Genomic DNA, 16956 nt, shown 5'->3' with positions numbered 1-16956 from the left:
GCCGGTCGCGGCTGAAGCCGCTCCTACCTACAATGGGCGGCCCCCAACGCCGCGGATGCGCCCATGCTTTCCTATCGCCATTCCTACCACGCCGGCAACTTCGCCGATGTGCTCAAGCACATGATCCAGGTGGCGGTGCTCGATCACCTGCGCCTCAAGGACAAGCCGTTCGTGATCCACGATACCCACGGTGGCGCCGGCCTGTATGCGGTGGAAGACGCCCACATGCAAAAAACCGGGGAATACCGGGACGGCATCGGGCGGTTATGGGAGCAGCGCTTCCAGGTGCCGCTGATCAACCGCTATCTGAATGTGGTGGCCGGCTTCAGTCGCCCGGGCGCGCTCAGCCATTACCCCGGCTCGCCGGCGATCAGCGCCGCCCTGCTGCGCGAGCAGGACCGCCTGCAGGTCACCGAACTGCACGGCACCGATTTCGAACTGCTGGAAACCCGTTTCCAGGACGACCGGCGCGTCCGCGTGGTCAAACAGGACGCCCTGGCCGGCATCAAGGCATTGCTGCCGCCGGCCCACAAACGGGGGCTGGTGCTGATCGATCCGTCCTATGAACTGGGCGGCGACGAGGCCGCCACCCTGACGGCGGTGGAGGAGGGGCTGCGGCGTTTCAACACCGGCTGTTTCGCGATCTGGTACCCGGTGCTGGAGCGGCGCCGCGCGGACCGCTTCGCCGCCCGGCTGATGGCCCTGGCGCCCAAGCACCTGCGCGCCGAGCTGTGCGTGCTCCGCGACGGCGGCGCCCGCGGCATGACCGGCTCCGGCATGGTGGTGCTCAACCCGCCCTGGACCCTGGGCGAGCAACTGCGGGCGGCCCTGCCGGTCCTGCACCGCACCCTTAATCAGGGCGGCGGCGGCCAGCAGTTGGTTCTGTCTCAGTAGGAGCGGCCCAGATGGAGAGACCAACCCTTCAAACGTCCCCGGCGTTGTCGAGTTCCACGGCCTCGTGCAGGCGATCCAGCAGATCCGGGAAGGCCGCCTGCACCCGGTTCCAGCTGGGAATGAAGGGCTTGTCCCGGGGATGCTCCAGAAAGGCCCGCCCGGCCACCATCAGGTTGTCCGCGAACAGCTCCACCGCCTGCTCCTCGCTGTGCCGGTCGAGCTTGAGGCCGTTCATCAAGGCGTCGTTGTAGTAGGCCTCGATCAGATCCAGGGCGATACGGTAATAGGTGGCCTTGATGGTGCGGAAATCCTCCGCGTTGATCTGCACCCCCAGGGTCGCCAGCTTGCGGTACAACGCCTTGGCGATGTCCAGGCTCATGCGGTTCAGGCCGCCACCCTGGTCGTCCTCGGACATGGGCTGGTGCTTGTGGTCGTAGGCGTCGGCGATGTCCACCTGGCACAGCCGCTTGGTGGAGTAATTGCGGTGTACCTCGGAAAGCACGCCGATCTCCAGGCCCCAGTCGCTGGGAATACGGATGCTCTCCAGCAGGTCCGTGCGCATGGAGAACTCCCCGGACAGCGGATAGCGGTAGCTGTCCAGGTACTCCAGGTAGGGCAGGTTGCCGTAGATCTTCTTCAGGGCGCGCAGCATCGGCGTCACCATCAGCCGCGCCACCCGGCCATTGAGCTTGCCGTCGGCGATGCGCGGGTAGTAGCCCTTGCAGAATTCGTAATTGAATTGCGGATTGGCCACCGGATAGATCAGCCGCGCCAGCAGACCACGGTCGTAGGTGACGATGTCGCAGTCGTGCAGGGCCACCGCCTCGGTGCGCCGGGAAATCTGCGCGTAGCCGCCGCAGTACCAGACATTGCGGCCCTTGCCCGGCTCCGAGGGCGCCAGGTCCTCGGTTTGCAGCTCCGCGTCCAGGGCGCGCAGGCGCGGGCCGTCGTTCCACAGAATGCGATGGTGCTGGGGCAGGCGCGAGAAGAACTCCCGGGCGCGCAGGAACTGGTCCCGGTCGGCCCGGTCCAGGCCGATGATGATCTCGTTGAGGTAGGGCACCCGCGCCAGCTCGTCGACGATGTGGCTCAGCGCCGGCCCTTCCAGCTCCGAATACAGTGACGGCAGGATCAGGCCCATGGGCCGGCGACGGGCGCAGCGCACCAGCTCCCGCTCCAGATCCTCCAGGGAACGCTGGTTCAGATTGTGGAAATTGGTGATCACGCCGTTCTGGTAGAAATCGCTCATCCGCCGTCCTCCAAGGAATTGCCCAACCAGTGGTCCAGCCCCTCCGCCCAGCCCCGGGGGCCGCTGTGCCGGGTGCGGTACAGGGCACCGTGGGGCACCGTCACCGGCAGCCCGTGGGCGCCGCGAATCAGCACCGCCCGATCCGTGGCGGTGAGCAGGGGGATGTCGTTGGGGCCGTCGCCCAGGCCCAGGGTGGCGGGCCGCATCCGGTGCCGCGCCTGGAAGCGCTCGGCCAGCCAGCGCACTGCCCGGCCCTTGTCCGCGCGCCCCATCACATGGTGGAAGCGCCCGCCCCGGGCCACGGTCAGCCCGTCCCGTTCCAGGGCCATGCAAAAGCGTCGCCAACCGGTCTCGTCGCCGTCCCAGAGCAGCGGCTGGCTGCCCTCCCGGCGGCGGGCCAGGGCCGCCTCTTCCAGGGACAGGCCGGTGAGCTCCGCCACCTCGGCGTCGTCCAGTTCCGACAGCAGACGCACCGGGGCCTCCTGTTCGGCGGCCAGCCGGTGCAGGCGGTCGGCCAGGGAGGCGGCATCGTCACCGGGGGTAAGCAGGGTAAGACCATCCACATCGGCGGGCGGGTCGTCCGGGCGTCGCCAGGTGGTGGGCAAGCCGATCACGGCGCCGTTCTCGGCCACGAAGGGGGTATCGGTGAGGCCCAGTTGCCGGCGCAGGCCGGCGAGCTCGGCGCGGGTCTTGCTGGTCACCGGGATCACCGCGGCGCCGGCGGCGGCCAGCCTTTCCAGCCAGGGCGCCGCCGGCGACCAGTCGTAGTCGTGGTGGTCCAGCAGGGAGCCGTCCAGATCCGTGAATACCAGCAGGCGGCGATCCAGGATCATGGCGGCGTTCCCGGTCTCAAGGGAGCAGGGTTTCCAGGCGCAACTGATCCTCGAGGGTCTCCCGAGCGCGCACCAGGAATGCCTGATCACCGTCCACCATCACCTCGGCGGGACGGTTGCGGCTGTTGTAGTTGCTGGCCATGGCGAAGCCGTAGGCGCCGGCGGAACGCACCGCCAGCAGGTCGCCGGGCTCCAGCGCCAGGGCGCGGTCCTTGCCCAGGAAGTCACCGGTCTCGCACACCGGCCCGACGATGTCCCAGTCGCGGCAGTCCGCCTCATGGGGCGTCACCGGCACGATGTCCTGCCAGGCGGCGTACAGGCTCGGCCGGATCAGGTCGTTCATGGCGCCGTCCACCACCGCGAAGTTGCGGTGCTCGGTGGGCTTGAGGAACAGCACCTGGGTGAGGAACAGCCCGGCGTTGGCGGCGATCGAGCGGCCCGGCTCGATGTGCACCGGCAGTTCGCCGGGGATGTGCTTGAGCAGCGCCGCCACGTAGTCCGAGGCCGGCGGCGGGGTCTCGTCCCGGTAGGTGACGCCCAGGCCGCCGCCCAGGTCCAGGTGGTGGATCTCGATGCCCAGGTCCTGGAGTTCGCCGAGCAGTTTGAGCACCCGCTCCAGGGCGTCCTCGAACGGGTCCAGCCGGGTCAACTGGCTGCCGATGTGGCAGTCGATGCCGCGCACCGTGATGTGCGGCAGCTCGGCGGCGCGCTGGTACAGCGCCGGGGCCTTCTGGATGTCGACGCCGAATTTGTTTTCCTTGAGCCCGGTGGAGATGTACGGGTGGGTCTGGGCGTCCACGTCCGGATTGACGCGGATCGAGATCGGCGCCGTGGTGTCCAGCTCCCCGGCCACCAGGTTGAGCAGTTCCAGCTCGGCGGCGGATTCCACGTTGAAGCAGTGGATGCCGGCCTTCAGGGCGGCGGCCATTTCCTCGGCGGTCTTGCCGACCCCGGAGAACACGATCTTGTCCGGGTCGCCGCCGGCGCGCAGCACCCGCTCCAGTTCGCCGCCGGAAACGATGTCGAAACCGGCGCCGCAGCGCGCCAGCACGTTGAGCACCGCCAGGTTGCTGTTCGCCTTCACCGCGTAGCAGACGCGGTGCGGGTGATCCCCGAAGGCTTCGTCGAAGGCGTTGTAACGGTCCTCCAGGGCCGCCCGGGAATACAGGTACAGCGGCGTGCCGAAGCGCTCCGCCAGCTGGGCCACCGGCATTTCCTCGGCGAACAGGGTGCCGTCGCGATAGGAGAAAGGATCCATCAGTCTTGTTCCGAGTCGTCGTCCTGTTTGCCGTCGGCGTCCTCGTCGTCGGACGTGGCCGCGGGCGTGTCCTGGGCCGGCGGTGCCGCCCGGGCGGGCTCCTGGGGCGCGAAATACAGCGGCCCTTTCTGGCCACAACCGGCCAGCAGCGCGGTGATCATCACTACACCGAATGCGCGCATCGAGAAACTCCGGGTTCAGCGGTAAGGTCGGGGTCCGTGAGCCCGGCAGTATAGCCGCTCTGGCGCGGCGTATCAGTGCCCCGGCCGTGAAAAAAATGTCGGAGCCCGGCCGGGGCGGTGCCCTGGTTTGCCGTGAGAATGGTTATTATTTATATTGCCCGCTCTTTCCAATGGCAATCGGTCGAGGGCCGCGCGGCCTTCCTATGACGGACGGAGCGGAAGGCAACGAAGCACAAGCGGGCCTGCGCCGGGAACTGGGCCTGCTGTACGCCGACCACCACGGCTGGTTGTCCGGCTGGCTGCGGTCCCGGGTGGGCTGTTCCCACACCGCCGCCGATCTCGCCCAGGACACCTAATCTGCGCGTGCTGGTGCGCGGCCGGTTGCCGGACCGGGACCAGCCGCGCCGGCATCTGACCCGCATCGCCAAGGGGCTGATGATCGACCTGTTCCGCCGCCGCCGTATCGAGGCCGCCTATCTGGAGGCCCTGCGCGATCTGCCCGAGCCGGAAGCGCCCTCCGAGGAGGTCCGCGCCCAGGTGATCGAAACCCTGGTGGAAATCGACGCCCTGTTGCACCGCCTGCCGGACAAGCCCCGCCGCGCCTTCCTGATGTCCCGCCTGGAAGGGCTCTCCTACGCCGCCATCGCCGAACGCCTGGGGGTGTCCGTGTCCTCGGTGGAGAAGTACATCGCCCGGGGACTGGCGGTGTGCCTGCGCGCCGCCCTGGAGCGCCGCCCGTGAGCGACGACCTGCTGGACCCGGCCCTGGTGCGCGAGGCAAGCCGCTGGCTGGCGCGCCTGGGCCGCGATGACGTCGACGACACCGATCGCGCCGCCTGCGACGCCTGGCGCCGGGCGGACCCGCGCCACGAGCGGGTCTGGCGGCGCCTGCTGGAGCTGGATGGCGCCCTGCGTTCGGTGCCGGCCCACGCCGCCCGTAGCGATCTGCTGGCCCGGCGCGCGCCTCTGACCCGGCGCCAGGTGCTGGGCCTGGGCGCGGCGGCGCTCACCGTGGGCGCCCTGGGCTACGGTGGTGCCCGCCAGGGCCTGTGGCGGCGCCAATGGGCGGACCTGGCCACCGGCGTGGGCGAGACCGCCACCCACACCCTGGCCGACGGCACCCGCCTGGTGCTCAACACCGACACCGCCCTGGACGTGGACTTCAACGACCGGGGCCGGGAGATCCGCCTGCACCGGGGCGAGGTGCTGGTGACCACCGGCCACGGCGATGGCCGGCCCTTCCGGGTGCGTACCCGGGACGGCGCGGTACGGCCCCTGGGCACCCGCTTCACGGTGCGCCGCACCGACCGGGACACCCGGGTGGCGGTGTACCAGGGAGCGGTGTCGCTGCGCGCCGGCGGCGAGGCCCGGCCGGTGCGCCTGGACGCCGGCCAGGGCGCCGCCTTCCGCGCCGGCCGGGTGGGCGCCGCCCGGCCGCTCGCCGAGGAAGCGCCGGCCTGGCAACGGGGGCAGTTGGTGGCGGAGCGCATGACCGTGGCGGAATTCGCCGGCGAACTGGCCCGTTACCGCCACGGGCTGGTGCACTACCAGCCCGAGGTGGCCGGTCTGCGGGTCACCGGCGTGTTTTCGCTCACCGACACGGACCGGGCACTGGACGCCCTGGCCCGGGCCCTGCCGGTGCGGGTGCGCCATTACACGCCGCTGTGGATTCGCATCGAGAAAAAAGGGGTATCCGGATTAAGTGGTAGATGGAGCCCCCTTGCTCCTTCGAACCCTTAACTCTCCCAGAAGGTTGATAGATCGACGCCGTAGTTTATCTCAGGCTCGGGAAGACCCATGCTGTAGGTCATGGTGGCCTTGCCCAGGAAGGGGGATTCCTTGGTCTGCGGCACCTTCTTCTTGTGCTTGGTGGTGTAGAGCATCCGGGCCCGCATCACCTCGAATGAGTAGCCACGGCCATCGCGGTTCTTATCCTTGGCCAGCCGGTTGATTGACTCCGTGAAGGCGTTGGTGATCGGGATGTCGGTCTCGAAGTAGGTCAGCATCTCCTCATGCCAGCCACTGATAGCACTGACGAGATCTTTCCAGACCTCCTTTTGCCCCTGTGGGATGTCGTCAATCCAGGCAGTCAGCGCCTTCTCGGCGTCACGCCGGGTTGTGGCGTCCCAGATGTGGAAGAACCGCTCCTTGTGCTCGTAGGCCGCCAAGAGCTGGGGGAATGCCCCTGTCCAGGTCTCCATGATGAGCCGTTCGCGATCTGAGACATCGTGAGCGCGCTTCAGCAGGATCTTCCGGTCACCCTTGAGGGTTCGGCGCTGGTTGGACGTCAGCTTTTTCCTGAGCCCCTTGCGGACCTTTTCCAAGGCCTCGTTGGCCATTCGCACGACGTGGAACTTATCGACCACAATGCGAGCCTGCGGCAGCACCGCCTGGACAGCACGGCGGTACGGTTTCCACATATCCATGCTGACGATCTCGACCTGGTGGCGCTCGGTCATGCTCATGAGGCGCCTCGTCACCGCGTCCTGCTGGCGACCGGGCAGCAGGTCCAGTAGGGTACGCTCCTCCAGGTTGGTCAGGATGCAGCGGTAGCGGCGGTTCAGGTACAGCTCGTCGATCCCCAGGCAGCGGGGTGTCTCGAAGCGATGCCAGGCTGCCAGGAACTCAGCCTTCTTCTTGAATATCTCGCGGACAGTCTTCTCGTCGAGGCCCGTGGTATCAGCCACGTAGGCGTAGGGGTGATTGAAGGCTTCCTTCTCGACGTGGTTGTAAAGCCTCCGCGTCATGCGGTGATCGTCTACCATTTCCGGAAGAGCTGGCCGGAACGTCCTTCCACACGCCCGGCAGGTGTAGCGGCGACGGACCACCCAGAGGGTGACCCGCTTTCCGTGGATGTGTAGGTCGCGATAGGCCACATCGCGCTTACCGAACCTGACAAACTCACTCTCAACGCCGCATTCCTCGCAAGCTAGAGGCTCAGGAGCTTCAACCTGGTAGTGGAGATCATGCTCTTCCATCTTGGTGGCTAGGACGTGGTACTCGGGAAGGTGAAGGATGTTGTCAGGCAAGCTGGTCATGCAAACTTTCCTTGTCGACATGGTCTATAGATGATCGCGACTCTTTGACCGCGTTGTTTTCTACGAACTGAAGGTGAGTTACTCCCTTGGGTCTTCTGCTTCTCTGAGCCCTTCATGCAATGACGCAATTAGCGGGCAAGTGATATTGCCTTGTTGTGCATGGCATCGGTCGACCATTTCGCTCAGCACCTTCTCAATTCTTTCAAGCCTGTCGATCTTCTCGCGAACGTCCCCTAACTTGTGCTCTGCGAGAGCACTGGCTTCTTGACAGTGGGCGCCATCTTCCAGCCGAAGTAGGTCACTGATCTCATCCAGACTAAAGCCCAGCTGCTGCGCCGTTTTCACGAACGTCAACCTGTCGATATCGGCGGCACTATAGCGTCGAATACCTCCGGGAGGGCGTTCGGGCTCCGATAATAGCCCTCGTCGCTGGTAATAGCGGATTGTCTCGACATTGACGCCGGCCGCCTTGGCCAGGCCGCCAATGGTCATGGTGTCCGCCACTTTATCTGCATGTCTCTTCATGATGCTTGACTCCGTACCAAGCTACGGAAGTAACCTTATCGTAGCTCCCCCCATCCCGAAAGGAGAATCGTCAATGCGGACACCTAAAACGGGGCGAGGGCCCCTGGCCGCCGGAGGAGTCGCGGCCCTCCTGGCCTCGGCGTGTTGCCTCGGCCCGCTGGTTCTGATCACGCTGGGCGTTTCCGGCGCCTGGATCAGCAATCTGGCGTCGCTGGAGCCCTATCGCCCGCTCTTTATCGGCGTCGCGCTGGTGGCGATGTTCTTCGCCTGGCGTCGCGTCTTTCGGCCAGTGGAAAAGTGCCAGCCGGGAGAGGTGTGTGCCGTGCCACGGGTCAGGACGGGCTACAAGGCGATCTTCTGGCTCGTATCGCTGCTGGTGCTAATCGCCCTGGTATTCCCCTACGTCTTGCCCTTGTTCTATTAAAAGGAGATCTACCATGAAAGCTCGTTTCGCCTTCATCGCGCTACTCGCCCTGCTCAGCACGCCCGCCTTAGCGGCCTTGCAGACCGTGAAGCTGTCGGTGCCGGGCATGACCTGTGCCGCCTGCCCGATCACCGTCAAGGCCGCCCTCAACAAGGTGGACGGCGTCTCGCAAGTCGACGTGAGCTACGCGGATCTCGAGGCCGTGGTCACCTTTGACGACGCCCGAACGTCGGTGGAGGCATTGACCGAGGCCACCACCAACGCTGGGTATCCATCAACCCCGACATCCTCGCAAGCGGATCGAGAGTGATCATGAAGAATCCCAAGACCCTGCTGCGCGTGAGCGTGATCGGCACCGTCCTGGTGGCATTGTGCTGCTTTACGCCGATCCTGGTGATCCTGCTTGGCACGGTGGGCCTGGCGGCGCTGACGGGCTATCTCGACGTTGTGTTATTGCCGGCCCTGGCCTTCTTCATCGGCCTGACCATTTATGCGATTTGGCGTAAGAAGCAGTTCGACGCCTGTTGTGACAACGGCTCTATCAAATCAAGGAATACGCCCCCTGAGTGACATCAAGCAGCTGCACATCGCGGTCATCGGGTGAGTTGTTTACGAGCTTGTCCGTCACGGTGAAGGAATAAGCGTGAAAGATTCGCAGAAATTTATAAGCGTCGTGCTTGGCACCGGGTTGATGGTGCTGTGTTGCGCCGGGCCAATCGCCCTGGTGCTATTCGGTACGGCGGGCCTGGCCGCGTTGGCAGGCTATCTCGATTACCTGCTGTTTGCCGTCCTGGCCATCGTCATCGGCTTACCTCTCTACGCGCGATACCACAAGCGGAAGCAGGATGCCGGCTTTACTAATGAAGACTCGGAGAAACGTGATGATTGAACTCAACGTGAGCGGCATGACCTGTGACCGCTGTGCGGATCATGTCAGGGAAGCCTTGGAGAAGCTGCCCGGCGTGCAGTCGGTGGAGGTATCCTATCCTCAGAGGACGGCATCGGTAGCCGTTGATCCGGGGACACCGGCCTCGGCGTTGACGTTTGCCGTGACCCGACTTGGCTACCAAGCTCGACTGGCCAACAGTGGGCCCACTTCCCCGGCAGGCGCATCGGTGTCCAAGGGCCGTGATGAAGACGCCCCGCACATCGCGGTGATCGGCAGCGGCGGCGCCGCCATGGCGGCGGCCCTGAAGGCCGCCGAGCGCGGCGCCCGGATCACCCTGATCGAACGCGGCACCGTCGGCGGTACCTGTGTCAATACAGGCTGTGTGCCTTCGAAGATCATGATTCGCGCGGCCCATATTGCCCACTTGCGTACGGAAAGTCCCTTCGATGCAGGCCTGAGCGCCCAGGCGCCGGTGGTGGATCGGGCCAAGCTGCTCGAGCAGCAGCAGCGACGTGTCGAGGAACTGCGTGACGCCAAGTACGAGGGGATTCTGCGCGACCACCCGGCCATCACTGTCCTGCACGGCGAGGCCCGGTTTATCGATGCCCATAGCCTGATGGTCAAGCTGAACGAGGGCGGCGAGCAGGTCGTCCACTTCGACCGCGCCTTCATCGGTACTGGCGCCCGACCGGCAGTACCGCCGATCCCGGGTCTTGCCGACACCCCCTACCTGACCTCTACCAGTGCTCTGGCCCTGGACACTCTTCCCGAGCGGCTGATTGTGATCGGCGCCTCGGTGGTGGCCCTGGAACTGGCCCAGGCCTTCGCCAGGCTGGGCAGCCGGGTCACGGTGCTGGCCCGCAGCCGCCTGCTCTCCCAGGAAGACCCGGCGGTAGGGGATGCGGTGGAGGCGGCGTTTCGCCGCGAGGGCATCGAGGTCCTCAAGCAGACCCAGGCGAGCCGTGTGGACTACACCGACAATGAATTCATTGTCGACACCAACGCCGGCACCTTGCGGGCGGATCAACTGCTGGTGGCCACCGGACGGACACCCAATACCGAGGCCCTGAACCTGGCGAGCCTCGGCGTGGAAACCGCACATGGGGCTATTCTGGTCGATGAGCATCTGCACACCACGGTGCCGGGGCTCTATGCCGCCGGTGACTGCACCGATCAGCCGGAGTTCGTCTATGTCGCCGCCGCCGGGGGCAGCCGGGCTGCCGTCAACATGACCGGGGGCGAAGCCACCCTGGACCTGAGCGCCATGCCGGCGGTGATCTTCACCGACCCCCAGGTGGCCACCGTCGGCCTGACGGAAGCCGAGGCCATCGAGCAAGGCTTCAGCGTCGATACCCGTGAGCTGGACCTGGAAAACGTGCCGCGTGCGCTGGTGAATTTCGACACCGGTGGTTTCATCAAGCTGGTGGCCGAACGCGACTCGGGCCGGTTGCTGGGGGTGCAGGCGGTGGCGGGGGAAGCCGGTGAGCTGATCCAGACGGCGGTGATGGCGCTACGCGCACGCATGACCGTACACGACATCGCCAATGAGCTGTTTCCCTACCTGACCATGGTGGAAGGGCTCAAGCTCTGTGCCCAGACTTTCACCAAGGATGTGACGCAGTTGTCCTGCTGTGCCGGGTGAACGATATGAGCGCGACCGTGGTGCCACTGGGCGGCGGCACCACGGGTTTTGGGCATGGACACCACAGGGAGCCCTGTCACGATGAACACGACACTACCAGATTGCGGGATGATGGGGGCGATGGGCTGGATAATGCCAGTGATCGGAATTGCCCTACTATTGCTACTGGTCCTGGGCATCGCCTGTTTGGTGAAGTATCTGCTCTCTAGCAAGTGAGCGTACTCAGCGAGCCATCAACCAGCTAATCCGTTGTGGGTTGAGTTTGTCGGCCACCTTTCGCTCTCGCATACCAACCAGATAATCCGGATACCCGAAAAAAGATTGAGGGATCGCCGCCCTCGTTCGGAAAACCAGTAGAAGACACTGAATTCCGATGTGATCGAGAGGGGATCCCATGACCGTATTCCTGCGCCGCGCCGCCGGCTCCGCCGTGGCCGTCCTGCTGGGCGCCACCACGCTGGCCGTCGTGCCGGCCCTGCTGATGTCCGCCCCGGCCCGCGCCCAGGCGCCGGCGGAGGCGCCCGCGCACACCGCCCGCCAGCGCTTCGACATCGCCGCCGGCGACCTGGATCGGGTGCTCAACCGCTTCGCCGTGGCCGCCGGCCTGGAGCTGTCCATCGACGCCGGGCTCACCGCCGGCAAGACCAGCCCCGGCTTGCGCGGCCGCTACGGCCCCCGGGAAGGGCTCGCCGAACTGCTCGCCGGCACCGGCCTGTACGCCGACTTCCAGGGCCCGCGCACGGTCACCGTGCGCGCCTCCCAGGCGCGCCGGCTGGCGCCGGTGTCCGTGCGCGGCACCGGGCTGGCCGCCGACCCGGGCCGCACCGAGGACAGCGGGGCCTACGCCGCCGAGGTGGTGACCATCGGCAAGAGCGCCCGCTCCCTGCGCGAGACGCCGCAGTCGGTGTCGGTGATCACCCGCCAGCAGCTCGATGAGCAGAACGCCCATACCCTGGCCGAAGCCATGCGCTACGCCACCGGCATCACGGTGGCCGGCTATGGCACCGGCACCGACAACGTTTCGTCCCGGGGCTATGACTTCAACAGCTACCAGATCGACGGCATGCCGGTGGGCGCCGGGCAGGGCACCTGGACCACCAGCTTCTTCGACATGGCGCTCTACGACCGCGTGGAAATCTGGCGCGGCCCCACCGGCTTGCTGGACGGCGCCGGCGACCCCGGCGGCACCCTGAACTTCGTGCGCAAGCGCGCCCGCCGTCAGTTTCAGGCCAGCGGCGCCTTGTCCGCCGGCTCCTGGGACGCCTACCGGGGCGAGCTGGACGTCACCGGCCCGCTCAGCGAAGGCGGCCGGTTGCGCGGCCGGGCGGTGGCGGTGTACGACGACAGTCAGTCGTTCACCGACTACGTTTATTCGGAAAAGAAAGTGGTCTACGGCACCCTGGCCTACGACCTCACGGACCGCACCACGCTGACCGCCGGCGCCGCTCACCAGAGCGGGGATTTCCGGCCCTTCTACGGGGTCTCGATTCTCCCGGACGGCGAGCTGGCGCATCTGTCCCGCTCCACCTTCGTGGGCGCGGATTGGGGTTACAAGGATGACGCCACCACCAGCGTGTTCGCCGAGTTGGCCCACGCCCTGGAAAACGGCGGCCGCGCCACGGTGAGCGCCCGCCGGCTGCGGCGCCGCGCGGACAGCAAGCACCTGGGCTGGGGCGCCACGCCCATCGACCCCAACACCGGCCAGGTGGGCATGCTGCCCATCGCCATCGAAACCGAGGAAGTGGACACCGCCGTGGACGCCCACCTGAACCTGCCGTTCGCCGCCTTCGGCGGCCAGCACGAACTGCTGGTGGGCGCCAACTGGCGGAGGAACCGCCGGGACGTGGGCTACAACGCCGCCAGCTACGGCCAGGGCATCGTCTACCAGGACATCTTCAACCCGGACGTGCATGTGCCGGAACCGGATCTGGCGGTGCAGAGCACCACCGAGGCCACCACCGAGCAGTCCGCGCTTTACGGCCAGGTGCGCCTGCGCCCCTTGGAAAACACCACGGTGCTGTTGGGCGGGCAACTGGCCTGGTGGAACACCGAGGATCGTCTCAACGACCAGGCGGAGCAAAGCCGGCCCCGGGAGTTCGTGCCCTACGCCGGCGTCGTCCAGGATCTGACCCGGCGGCTCTCGGCCTACGCCAGCTACAGCACCATCTTCGCGCCGCAGACCAGCCGTGATCGCAACGACGACATCCTGGAACCCCGCGAGGGCCGCCAGTACGAGATCGGCCTCAAGGCCGAAGGGCTGACGCGGCGCATCACCGCCCAGGCGGCGCTGTTCCGCATCGAGGACCGCAACCGCTCGATGACCGATCCGGCGGCGCCGCCGGGAGCCGGCTACGCCATCGCCGCCGGCGAGGTGGTCAGCGAGGGCGGGGAACTGGAGATCAGCGGCGAGCTGCTGCCGCGCTGGAACCTGAAGGCCGGCTACACCTACACCGACACCGAGTTCAAGGAAGGGGGGGAGGGCGTGTTCAACAGCCAGGTGCCGCGCCACGCCTTTAACCTCTGGACCCGCTACCGTTTCGCGCCGGGGCCCCTGGATGGGCTGTCCGTGGGCGGCGGGGTGCGCTCGCAAAGCCAGATCTGGTACGAGACCCAGGGCATCCGCGCCACTCAGGAGCACTATACCGTCACCACCCTGCAGGCGGGCTACCGCTACGCACCCGGTTCCGAGGTCACGCTCACCGTGGACAACGTCTTCGACGAGTACTACTACGCCACCATCGGTGGCACCCGGCAAACCTACTTCGGCGCGCCGCGCAGCGTGACGCTGAGCCTGCGCCACGCCTTCTGAGGCGGGCGTCAGGCGCCGGGCATCACCGGCACGCCGATCAGCCAGGCGTGCAGCACGCCAGCAAACAGGCCGTACAGCACCAGGCCCAGCACCATGGTGATCAGGGTGGCGGCGCCCCGGCCGCCACCACCGGCGGCCGGCTCCCGGCGCCGGGCGGCGCGGAACGCCAGGACCGCCCAGATCAGGAAAGCCACGAACAGGATGATGTCGCTTAGCCGGCCGTTGGCCAGCAGGTGGGCCAGGGCCCACACCTTCACCGCCAGCAGCATGGGGTGGCCGAGCCGCGCCTTGAGGGCGTTGCCGGGCACATAGGCGGCCACCAGCAGAATCATCGCCGGGATCATCAGCAACAGGGTGAGATGGCGCAGGGCGGTGGGCGGCTGCCACACCCACACCGGATCCAGCCGGGTCTGGCCGTAGCCCCAGATCACCAGCACCAGCCCGATCAGGGCCACCACGGAGTACAGCCCCTTCCAGGCCATCAGGCCCATTTGACGGATGCGCGCCTGGCGCCAGGGCTCGGCGACGATGCGGATCGAATGCACGCCGAGAAACACGACGAGCCCCAGAATCATTATGGTCATGACCGGCTTCCTTCTTATCGGTGGCTGAGTCTCCGGCGAGCATAGCCGACCGGCGCTCCGCGGGTCACTGACCGGCGCGCGCTCAGGTGATCAGGATGGCGCGGAAGTCGTTCACGTTGGTGCCGGTGGGGCCGCTGTCCAGGCTGTCGCCCAGGGCCTGGAAGAAACCGTGGCCGTCGTTGTCGTCCAGGGCGGCGCGGGCGTCCAGGCCGCGTTCGGCGGCGCGGTCCAGGGTGTCCGGCGTCCACCAGGCGCCGGCCAGTTCGGCGCCGCCGTCGACGCCGTCGGTGTCGGCGAACAAGGCGTGCACGCCGGGGACCGGGCCCAGGGCCAGGCCAAAGCCCAGCAGCCCTTCCACGTTGCGCCCGCCCAGGCCCCGGCCGCGCACGGTCACGGTGGTCTCGCCGCCGCTGAGCAGCACGCAGGGCGGCATCGCCGGCTGGCCGTGGCGGCGCGCCTGGGCGGCGATGCCGGCCAGCGCCCGGCCCAGTTCCCGGGCTTCGCCTTCCAGACCATCGCCGAGAATCAGCGGCGTGACGCCGGCGGCCCGGGCGGTGTCGGCGGCGGCTTCCAGGGCGGTCTGGGCGCTGGCCGTCAGAGTCACCCGGTTGCCGGCCAGACGTTCATCGTCCGGTTTCACGGTTTCGCTGTCCGGGCTCTCCAGGTGGGCGCGCATCGCCGCTGGGATCTCGATGTGATAACGGCGCGGAATGGCCAGCGCGTCCTGGCGCCGGGTGGGATCGGCCACGGTGGGCCCGGAGGCGATGTCCCAGGGGGCGTCGCCGGCCACATCGGAGATCAGCAGGCTGTGCACCGGCGCCGGGTGGCAGGCGGCGGCCAGACGCCCACCCTTGATCGCCGACAGGTGCCGGCGCACGGTGTTGATCTCGGCGATGGTGGCGCCGCTGCGCAGCAGCGCCCGGCTCAGGGCCTGTTTGTCCGCCAGGGTCAGCCCCGGCGCCGGCAACGGCAGCAGGGCGGAACCGCCGCCGGAGATCAGCGCGATGACCCGGTCCCGGGCGGTGAGGCCACGGGTCAGCGCCAGCATGTGCCGGGCGGCCCGTTCACCGGCGGCGTCCGGCACCGGGTGGGCGGCTTCCACCACCTCGATATGGCGGGTCGGCACCGCCTGGCCATGGCGGGTCACCACCAGCCCCTCCAGGCGTGCCGGGTCGCCGGCCCAGTGCTGTTCCAGCACCGCCGCCATGCGCGCCGCCGCCTTGCCGGCGCCCAGCACCAGGGTACGCCCCGGCGCCGGTTCCGGCAGATGGGGTGGCAGGCAGTGTTCCGGCAGGGCCGCCGTCACGGCGGCCCGGAACAGGGATTCGAGAAAAGCGCGGGGATCGTCCATCCCGTCAGCTTCGGTTATTCCGGCTCGCGGCGGAAGCCCACGCTGAAGCGGTTCCACATATTGATGACGCCGATCACATAGGTGAGATCGGTGCGTTCCTTCTCGTTGAAGTGGGTGGCCAGCCGGTCGTAGTCGTGACGGTCGTCGGCGGGCTCGCTGAGCCGGGTGAGCCGCTCGGTCCAGGCCAGGGCGGCTTTCTCCCGGTCGCTGAACCAGGGCGCCTCCGGCCAGCCCGCCACGGTGTCCAGCACATGGTCGGGAATGCCGTGCTGGCGGGCGTCGGCGGCGTGCATGTGCATGCAGAAGGCGCAGCCGTTGATCTGTGAGGCACGAATTTTCACCAGTTCCACCAGCCGGTGCTCCAGGCCAGTGGCCTGGATCACCTTCTGGGTGGCGAACATGGCTTTCATGGTGTCCGGCGAGGCCTGATAGAAGTCGAAACGGGCTTCCATGGGGCTCCTCCTGAAGAAAGGGAAAGGCGGCGCGCTTGTGGCCGTCGCCGCCTTTGCGCACTCTAGGCGGGTATTGGTCGGCGAATAAGAGCCAATTCAATCACGCAGAGGAGACCAATGTGCGGCTCCATCTCACCCTGGACGGCGACGGCCCGCGCCGGGACCGGCTTTACCGCGCCCTGCGGCGGGCGCTGCTGGACGGGCGCCTGGTGGCGGACGAACGCCTGCCGCCCAGCCGGGCCCTGGCCGCCGAGCTGGGCCTGGGCCGCCAGACCGTGGTGGAGGCCTACGAACGCCTGATCGCCGAGGGCTTCCTGATGGCGCGCACCGGCAGTGGCACCTTCGTGGCGCGCCTGAACCTGCCGGTCTCCCGGGAAAGCGGGCCCACCGCCGGCGCCGGCCCCGGCGCCCACTGGCGGGCGCCGGCGACGTGGGGCGAGGTACGGCTCGGCGGCTATAATTTCGCCGGGGGCGTCACCGATCCGGCCCTGCTGCCCTGGCCGGCCTGGCGCCGGGCGGTGCAGCGCGCCCTGCGCGACCAGGCCGCCGACACCACCCTGTACGGCGATCCGGTGGGGCAACCGGCCCTGCGCGCCGGCATCGCCGATTACCTGGGCTACAGCCGCGGCCTGCCGTGCCGGCCGGAGTCGGTGTTGGTTACCCAGGGCGCTCAGCAGGGGCTGGACCTGCTGGCCCGGGTGAGGGTGGGGCCCGGCGATCTGGTGGCCGTGGAGGAGCCGGGCTACCCACCGGCGCGGGCGGTGTTCGAACAGCGCGGCGCCACCGTGGTGGGCGTGCCGGTGGACGAGCAGGGGGTATGCGTGGAC

General features: G+C 67.5%; 20 protein-coding genes. 11 read left to right on the top strand and 9 right to left on the bottom strand.

The genetic code is table 11. The features are described from left to right. Positions 1-63: 63 nt before the first annotated feature. Positions 64-894: a 23S rRNA (adenine(2030)-N(6))-methyltransferase RlmJ gene (locus tag HMJ39_RS12250; protein ID WP_194297527.1), complete on the top strand. Its 831-nt coding sequence runs from the start codon at positions 64-66 to the stop codon at positions 892-894. Positions 895-922: 28 nt separating this feature from the next. Here the strand turns inward: HMJ39_RS12250 and HMJ39_RS12245 are convergent, their stop codons facing one another. Genes HMJ39_RS12245 through lptM form a run of 4 tightly spaced genes read right to left on the bottom strand, consistent with a single transcriptional unit; the run spans position 923 to position 4416 of the window. After that, complete coding sequence (locus HMJ39_RS12245) at positions 923-2143, bottom strand: glycosyltransferase family protein (RefSeq protein ID WP_161384631.1); 1221 nt, start codon at positions 2141-2143, stop codon at positions 923-925. Continuing rightward, entirely contained in the window at positions 2140-2976 is an 837-nt protein-coding gene (locus HMJ39_RS12240) for an HAD-IIB family hydrolase (RefSeq protein ID WP_194297526.1), read from the bottom strand. Before HMJ39_RS12240 ends, HMJ39_RS12245 begins: the two co-directional genes overlap by 4 nt. Before the next feature lie 16 nt (positions 2977-2992). Next, entirely contained in the window at positions 2993-4234 is a 1242-nt protein-coding gene (gene lysA / locus HMJ39_RS12235) for a diaminopimelate decarboxylase (RefSeq protein ID WP_161384629.1), read from the bottom strand. Then, on the bottom strand, positions 4234-4416 hold the full coding sequence (gene lptM / locus HMJ39_RS12230) for an LPS translocon maturation chaperone LptM (RefSeq protein WP_194297525.1): 183 nt from the start codon (positions 4414-4416) through the stop codon (positions 4234-4236). The genes lysA and lptM overlap by 1 nt, the downstream gene beginning before the upstream one ends. A gap of 203 nt (positions 4417-4619) precedes the next feature. Here lptM and HMJ39_RS19235 point away from each other — a divergent pair, with 203 nt between their 5' ends. From HMJ39_RS19235 to HMJ39_RS12220, 3 genes are read left to right on the top strand one after another with little or no spacing between them, the layout of a single operon-like run. Beyond that, positions 4620-4772, top strand: coding sequence for a hypothetical protein (locus HMJ39_RS19235; RefSeq protein ID WP_456061964.1), 153 nt, complete (start codon positions 4620-4622; stop codon positions 4770-4772). A gap of 7 nt (positions 4773-4779) precedes the next feature. Continuing rightward, entirely contained in the window at positions 4780-5157 is a 378-nt protein-coding gene (locus HMJ39_RS12225; RefSeq protein ID WP_456061963.1) for a sigma-70 family RNA polymerase sigma factor, read from the top strand. Next, complete coding sequence (locus tag HMJ39_RS12220; RefSeq protein ID WP_256245866.1) at positions 5154-6155, top strand: FecR domain-containing protein; 1002 nt, start codon at positions 5154-5156, stop codon at positions 6153-6155. Before HMJ39_RS12225 ends, HMJ39_RS12220 begins: the two co-directional genes overlap by 4 nt. On the opposite strand, the gene HMJ39_RS12215 is transcribed toward HMJ39_RS12220, so the two are convergent. Then, positions 6152-7453 (bottom strand): ISL3 family transposase, encoded by a 1302-nt coding sequence (locus HMJ39_RS12215; RefSeq protein ID WP_022997615.1) that lies wholly within the window; start codon positions 7451-7453, stop codon positions 6152-6154. The two genes, HMJ39_RS12220 and HMJ39_RS12215, sit on opposite strands and share 4 nt — an antisense overlap. Positions 7454-7531: 78 nt before the next feature. After that, entirely contained in the window at positions 7532-7978 is a 447-nt protein-coding gene (gene merR, locus HMJ39_RS12210; RefSeq protein WP_006911920.1) for an Hg(II)-responsive transcriptional regulator, read from the bottom strand. 73 nt (positions 7979-8051) lie between these two features. Between merR and merT the strand changes: the two genes are divergently transcribed. The 6 genes from merT (at position 8052) to HMJ39_RS12180 (ending at position 13742) form a co-directional block, all read left to right on the top strand. Then, positions 8052-8402, top strand: coding sequence for a mercuric ion transporter MerT (merT, locus tag HMJ39_RS12205; protein ID WP_008957404.1), 351 nt, complete (start codon positions 8052-8054; stop codon positions 8400-8402). A 13-nt stretch (positions 8403-8415) separates the two neighbouring features. Continuing rightward, positions 8416-8712 carry a mercury resistance system periplasmic binding protein MerP gene (gene merP / locus HMJ39_RS12200; protein WP_006911918.1) on the top strand — a complete coding sequence of 99 codons (297 nt, stop codon included), beginning with the start codon at positions 8416-8418 and terminating at the stop codon, positions 8710-8712. A 2-nt stretch (positions 8713-8714) separates the two neighbouring features. Continuing rightward, positions 8715-8972 (top strand): mercury resistance system transport protein MerF, encoded by a 258-nt coding sequence (merF, locus tag HMJ39_RS12195; protein WP_008957403.1) that lies wholly within the window; start codon positions 8715-8717, stop codon positions 8970-8972. 73 nt (positions 8973-9045) lie between these two features. Then, positions 9046-9291 carry a mercury resistance system transport protein MerF gene (gene merF, locus HMJ39_RS12190; RefSeq protein ID WP_008957402.1) on the top strand — a complete coding sequence of 82 codons (246 nt, stop codon included), beginning with the start codon at positions 9046-9048 and terminating at the stop codon, positions 9289-9291. After that, positions 9284-10933 (top strand): mercury(II) reductase, encoded by a 1650-nt coding sequence (gene merA / locus HMJ39_RS12185; RefSeq protein WP_008957401.1) that lies wholly within the window; start codon positions 9284-9286, stop codon positions 10931-10933. The genes merF (HMJ39_RS12190) and merA overlap by 8 nt, the downstream gene beginning before the upstream one ends. Before the next feature lie 394 nt (positions 10934-11327). Then, positions 11328-13742 (top strand): TonB-dependent siderophore receptor, encoded by a 2415-nt coding sequence (locus tag HMJ39_RS12180; RefSeq protein WP_194297523.1) that lies wholly within the window; start codon positions 11328-11330, stop codon positions 13740-13742. Between the two features lie 8 nt (positions 13743-13750). Here the strand turns inward: HMJ39_RS12180 and HMJ39_RS12175 are convergent, their stop codons facing one another. From HMJ39_RS12175 to HMJ39_RS12165, 3 genes are all read right to left on the bottom strand, one after another. After that, positions 13751-14326: an NnrU family protein gene (locus tag HMJ39_RS12175; RefSeq protein ID WP_161384624.1), complete on the bottom strand. Its 576-nt coding sequence runs from the start codon at positions 14324-14326 to the stop codon at positions 13751-13753. A gap of 82 nt (positions 14327-14408) precedes the next feature. Then, positions 14409-15677 carry a glycerate kinase type-2 family protein gene (locus tag HMJ39_RS12170; RefSeq protein ID WP_194297522.1) on the bottom strand — a complete coding sequence of 423 codons (1269 nt, stop codon included), beginning with the start codon at positions 15675-15677 and terminating at the stop codon, positions 14409-14411. 14 nt (positions 15678-15691) lie between these two features. Next, complete coding sequence (locus tag HMJ39_RS12165; protein WP_194297521.1) at positions 15692-16129, bottom strand: carboxymuconolactone decarboxylase family protein; 438 nt, start codon at positions 16127-16129, stop codon at positions 15692-15694. A 119-nt stretch (positions 16130-16248) separates the two neighbouring features. On the opposite strand from HMJ39_RS12165, the gene HMJ39_RS18905 reads away from it, so the two are divergent. Continuing rightward, a partial coding sequence (locus tag HMJ39_RS18905; protein ID WP_323370895.1) for an aminotransferase-like domain-containing protein occupies positions 16249-16956 on the top strand: 708 nt, incomplete at its 3' end.

The organism is Alloalcanivorax profundimaris, assembly GCF_015265435.1.
Classification (GTDB): domain Bacteria; phylum Pseudomonadota; class Gammaproteobacteria; order Pseudomonadales; family Alcanivoracaceae; genus Alloalcanivorax; species Alloalcanivorax profundimaris.
The sequence above is the reverse complement of the archived record's forward strand: the minus strand, read 5'-3'. Positions and strand labels throughout refer to the sequence as shown.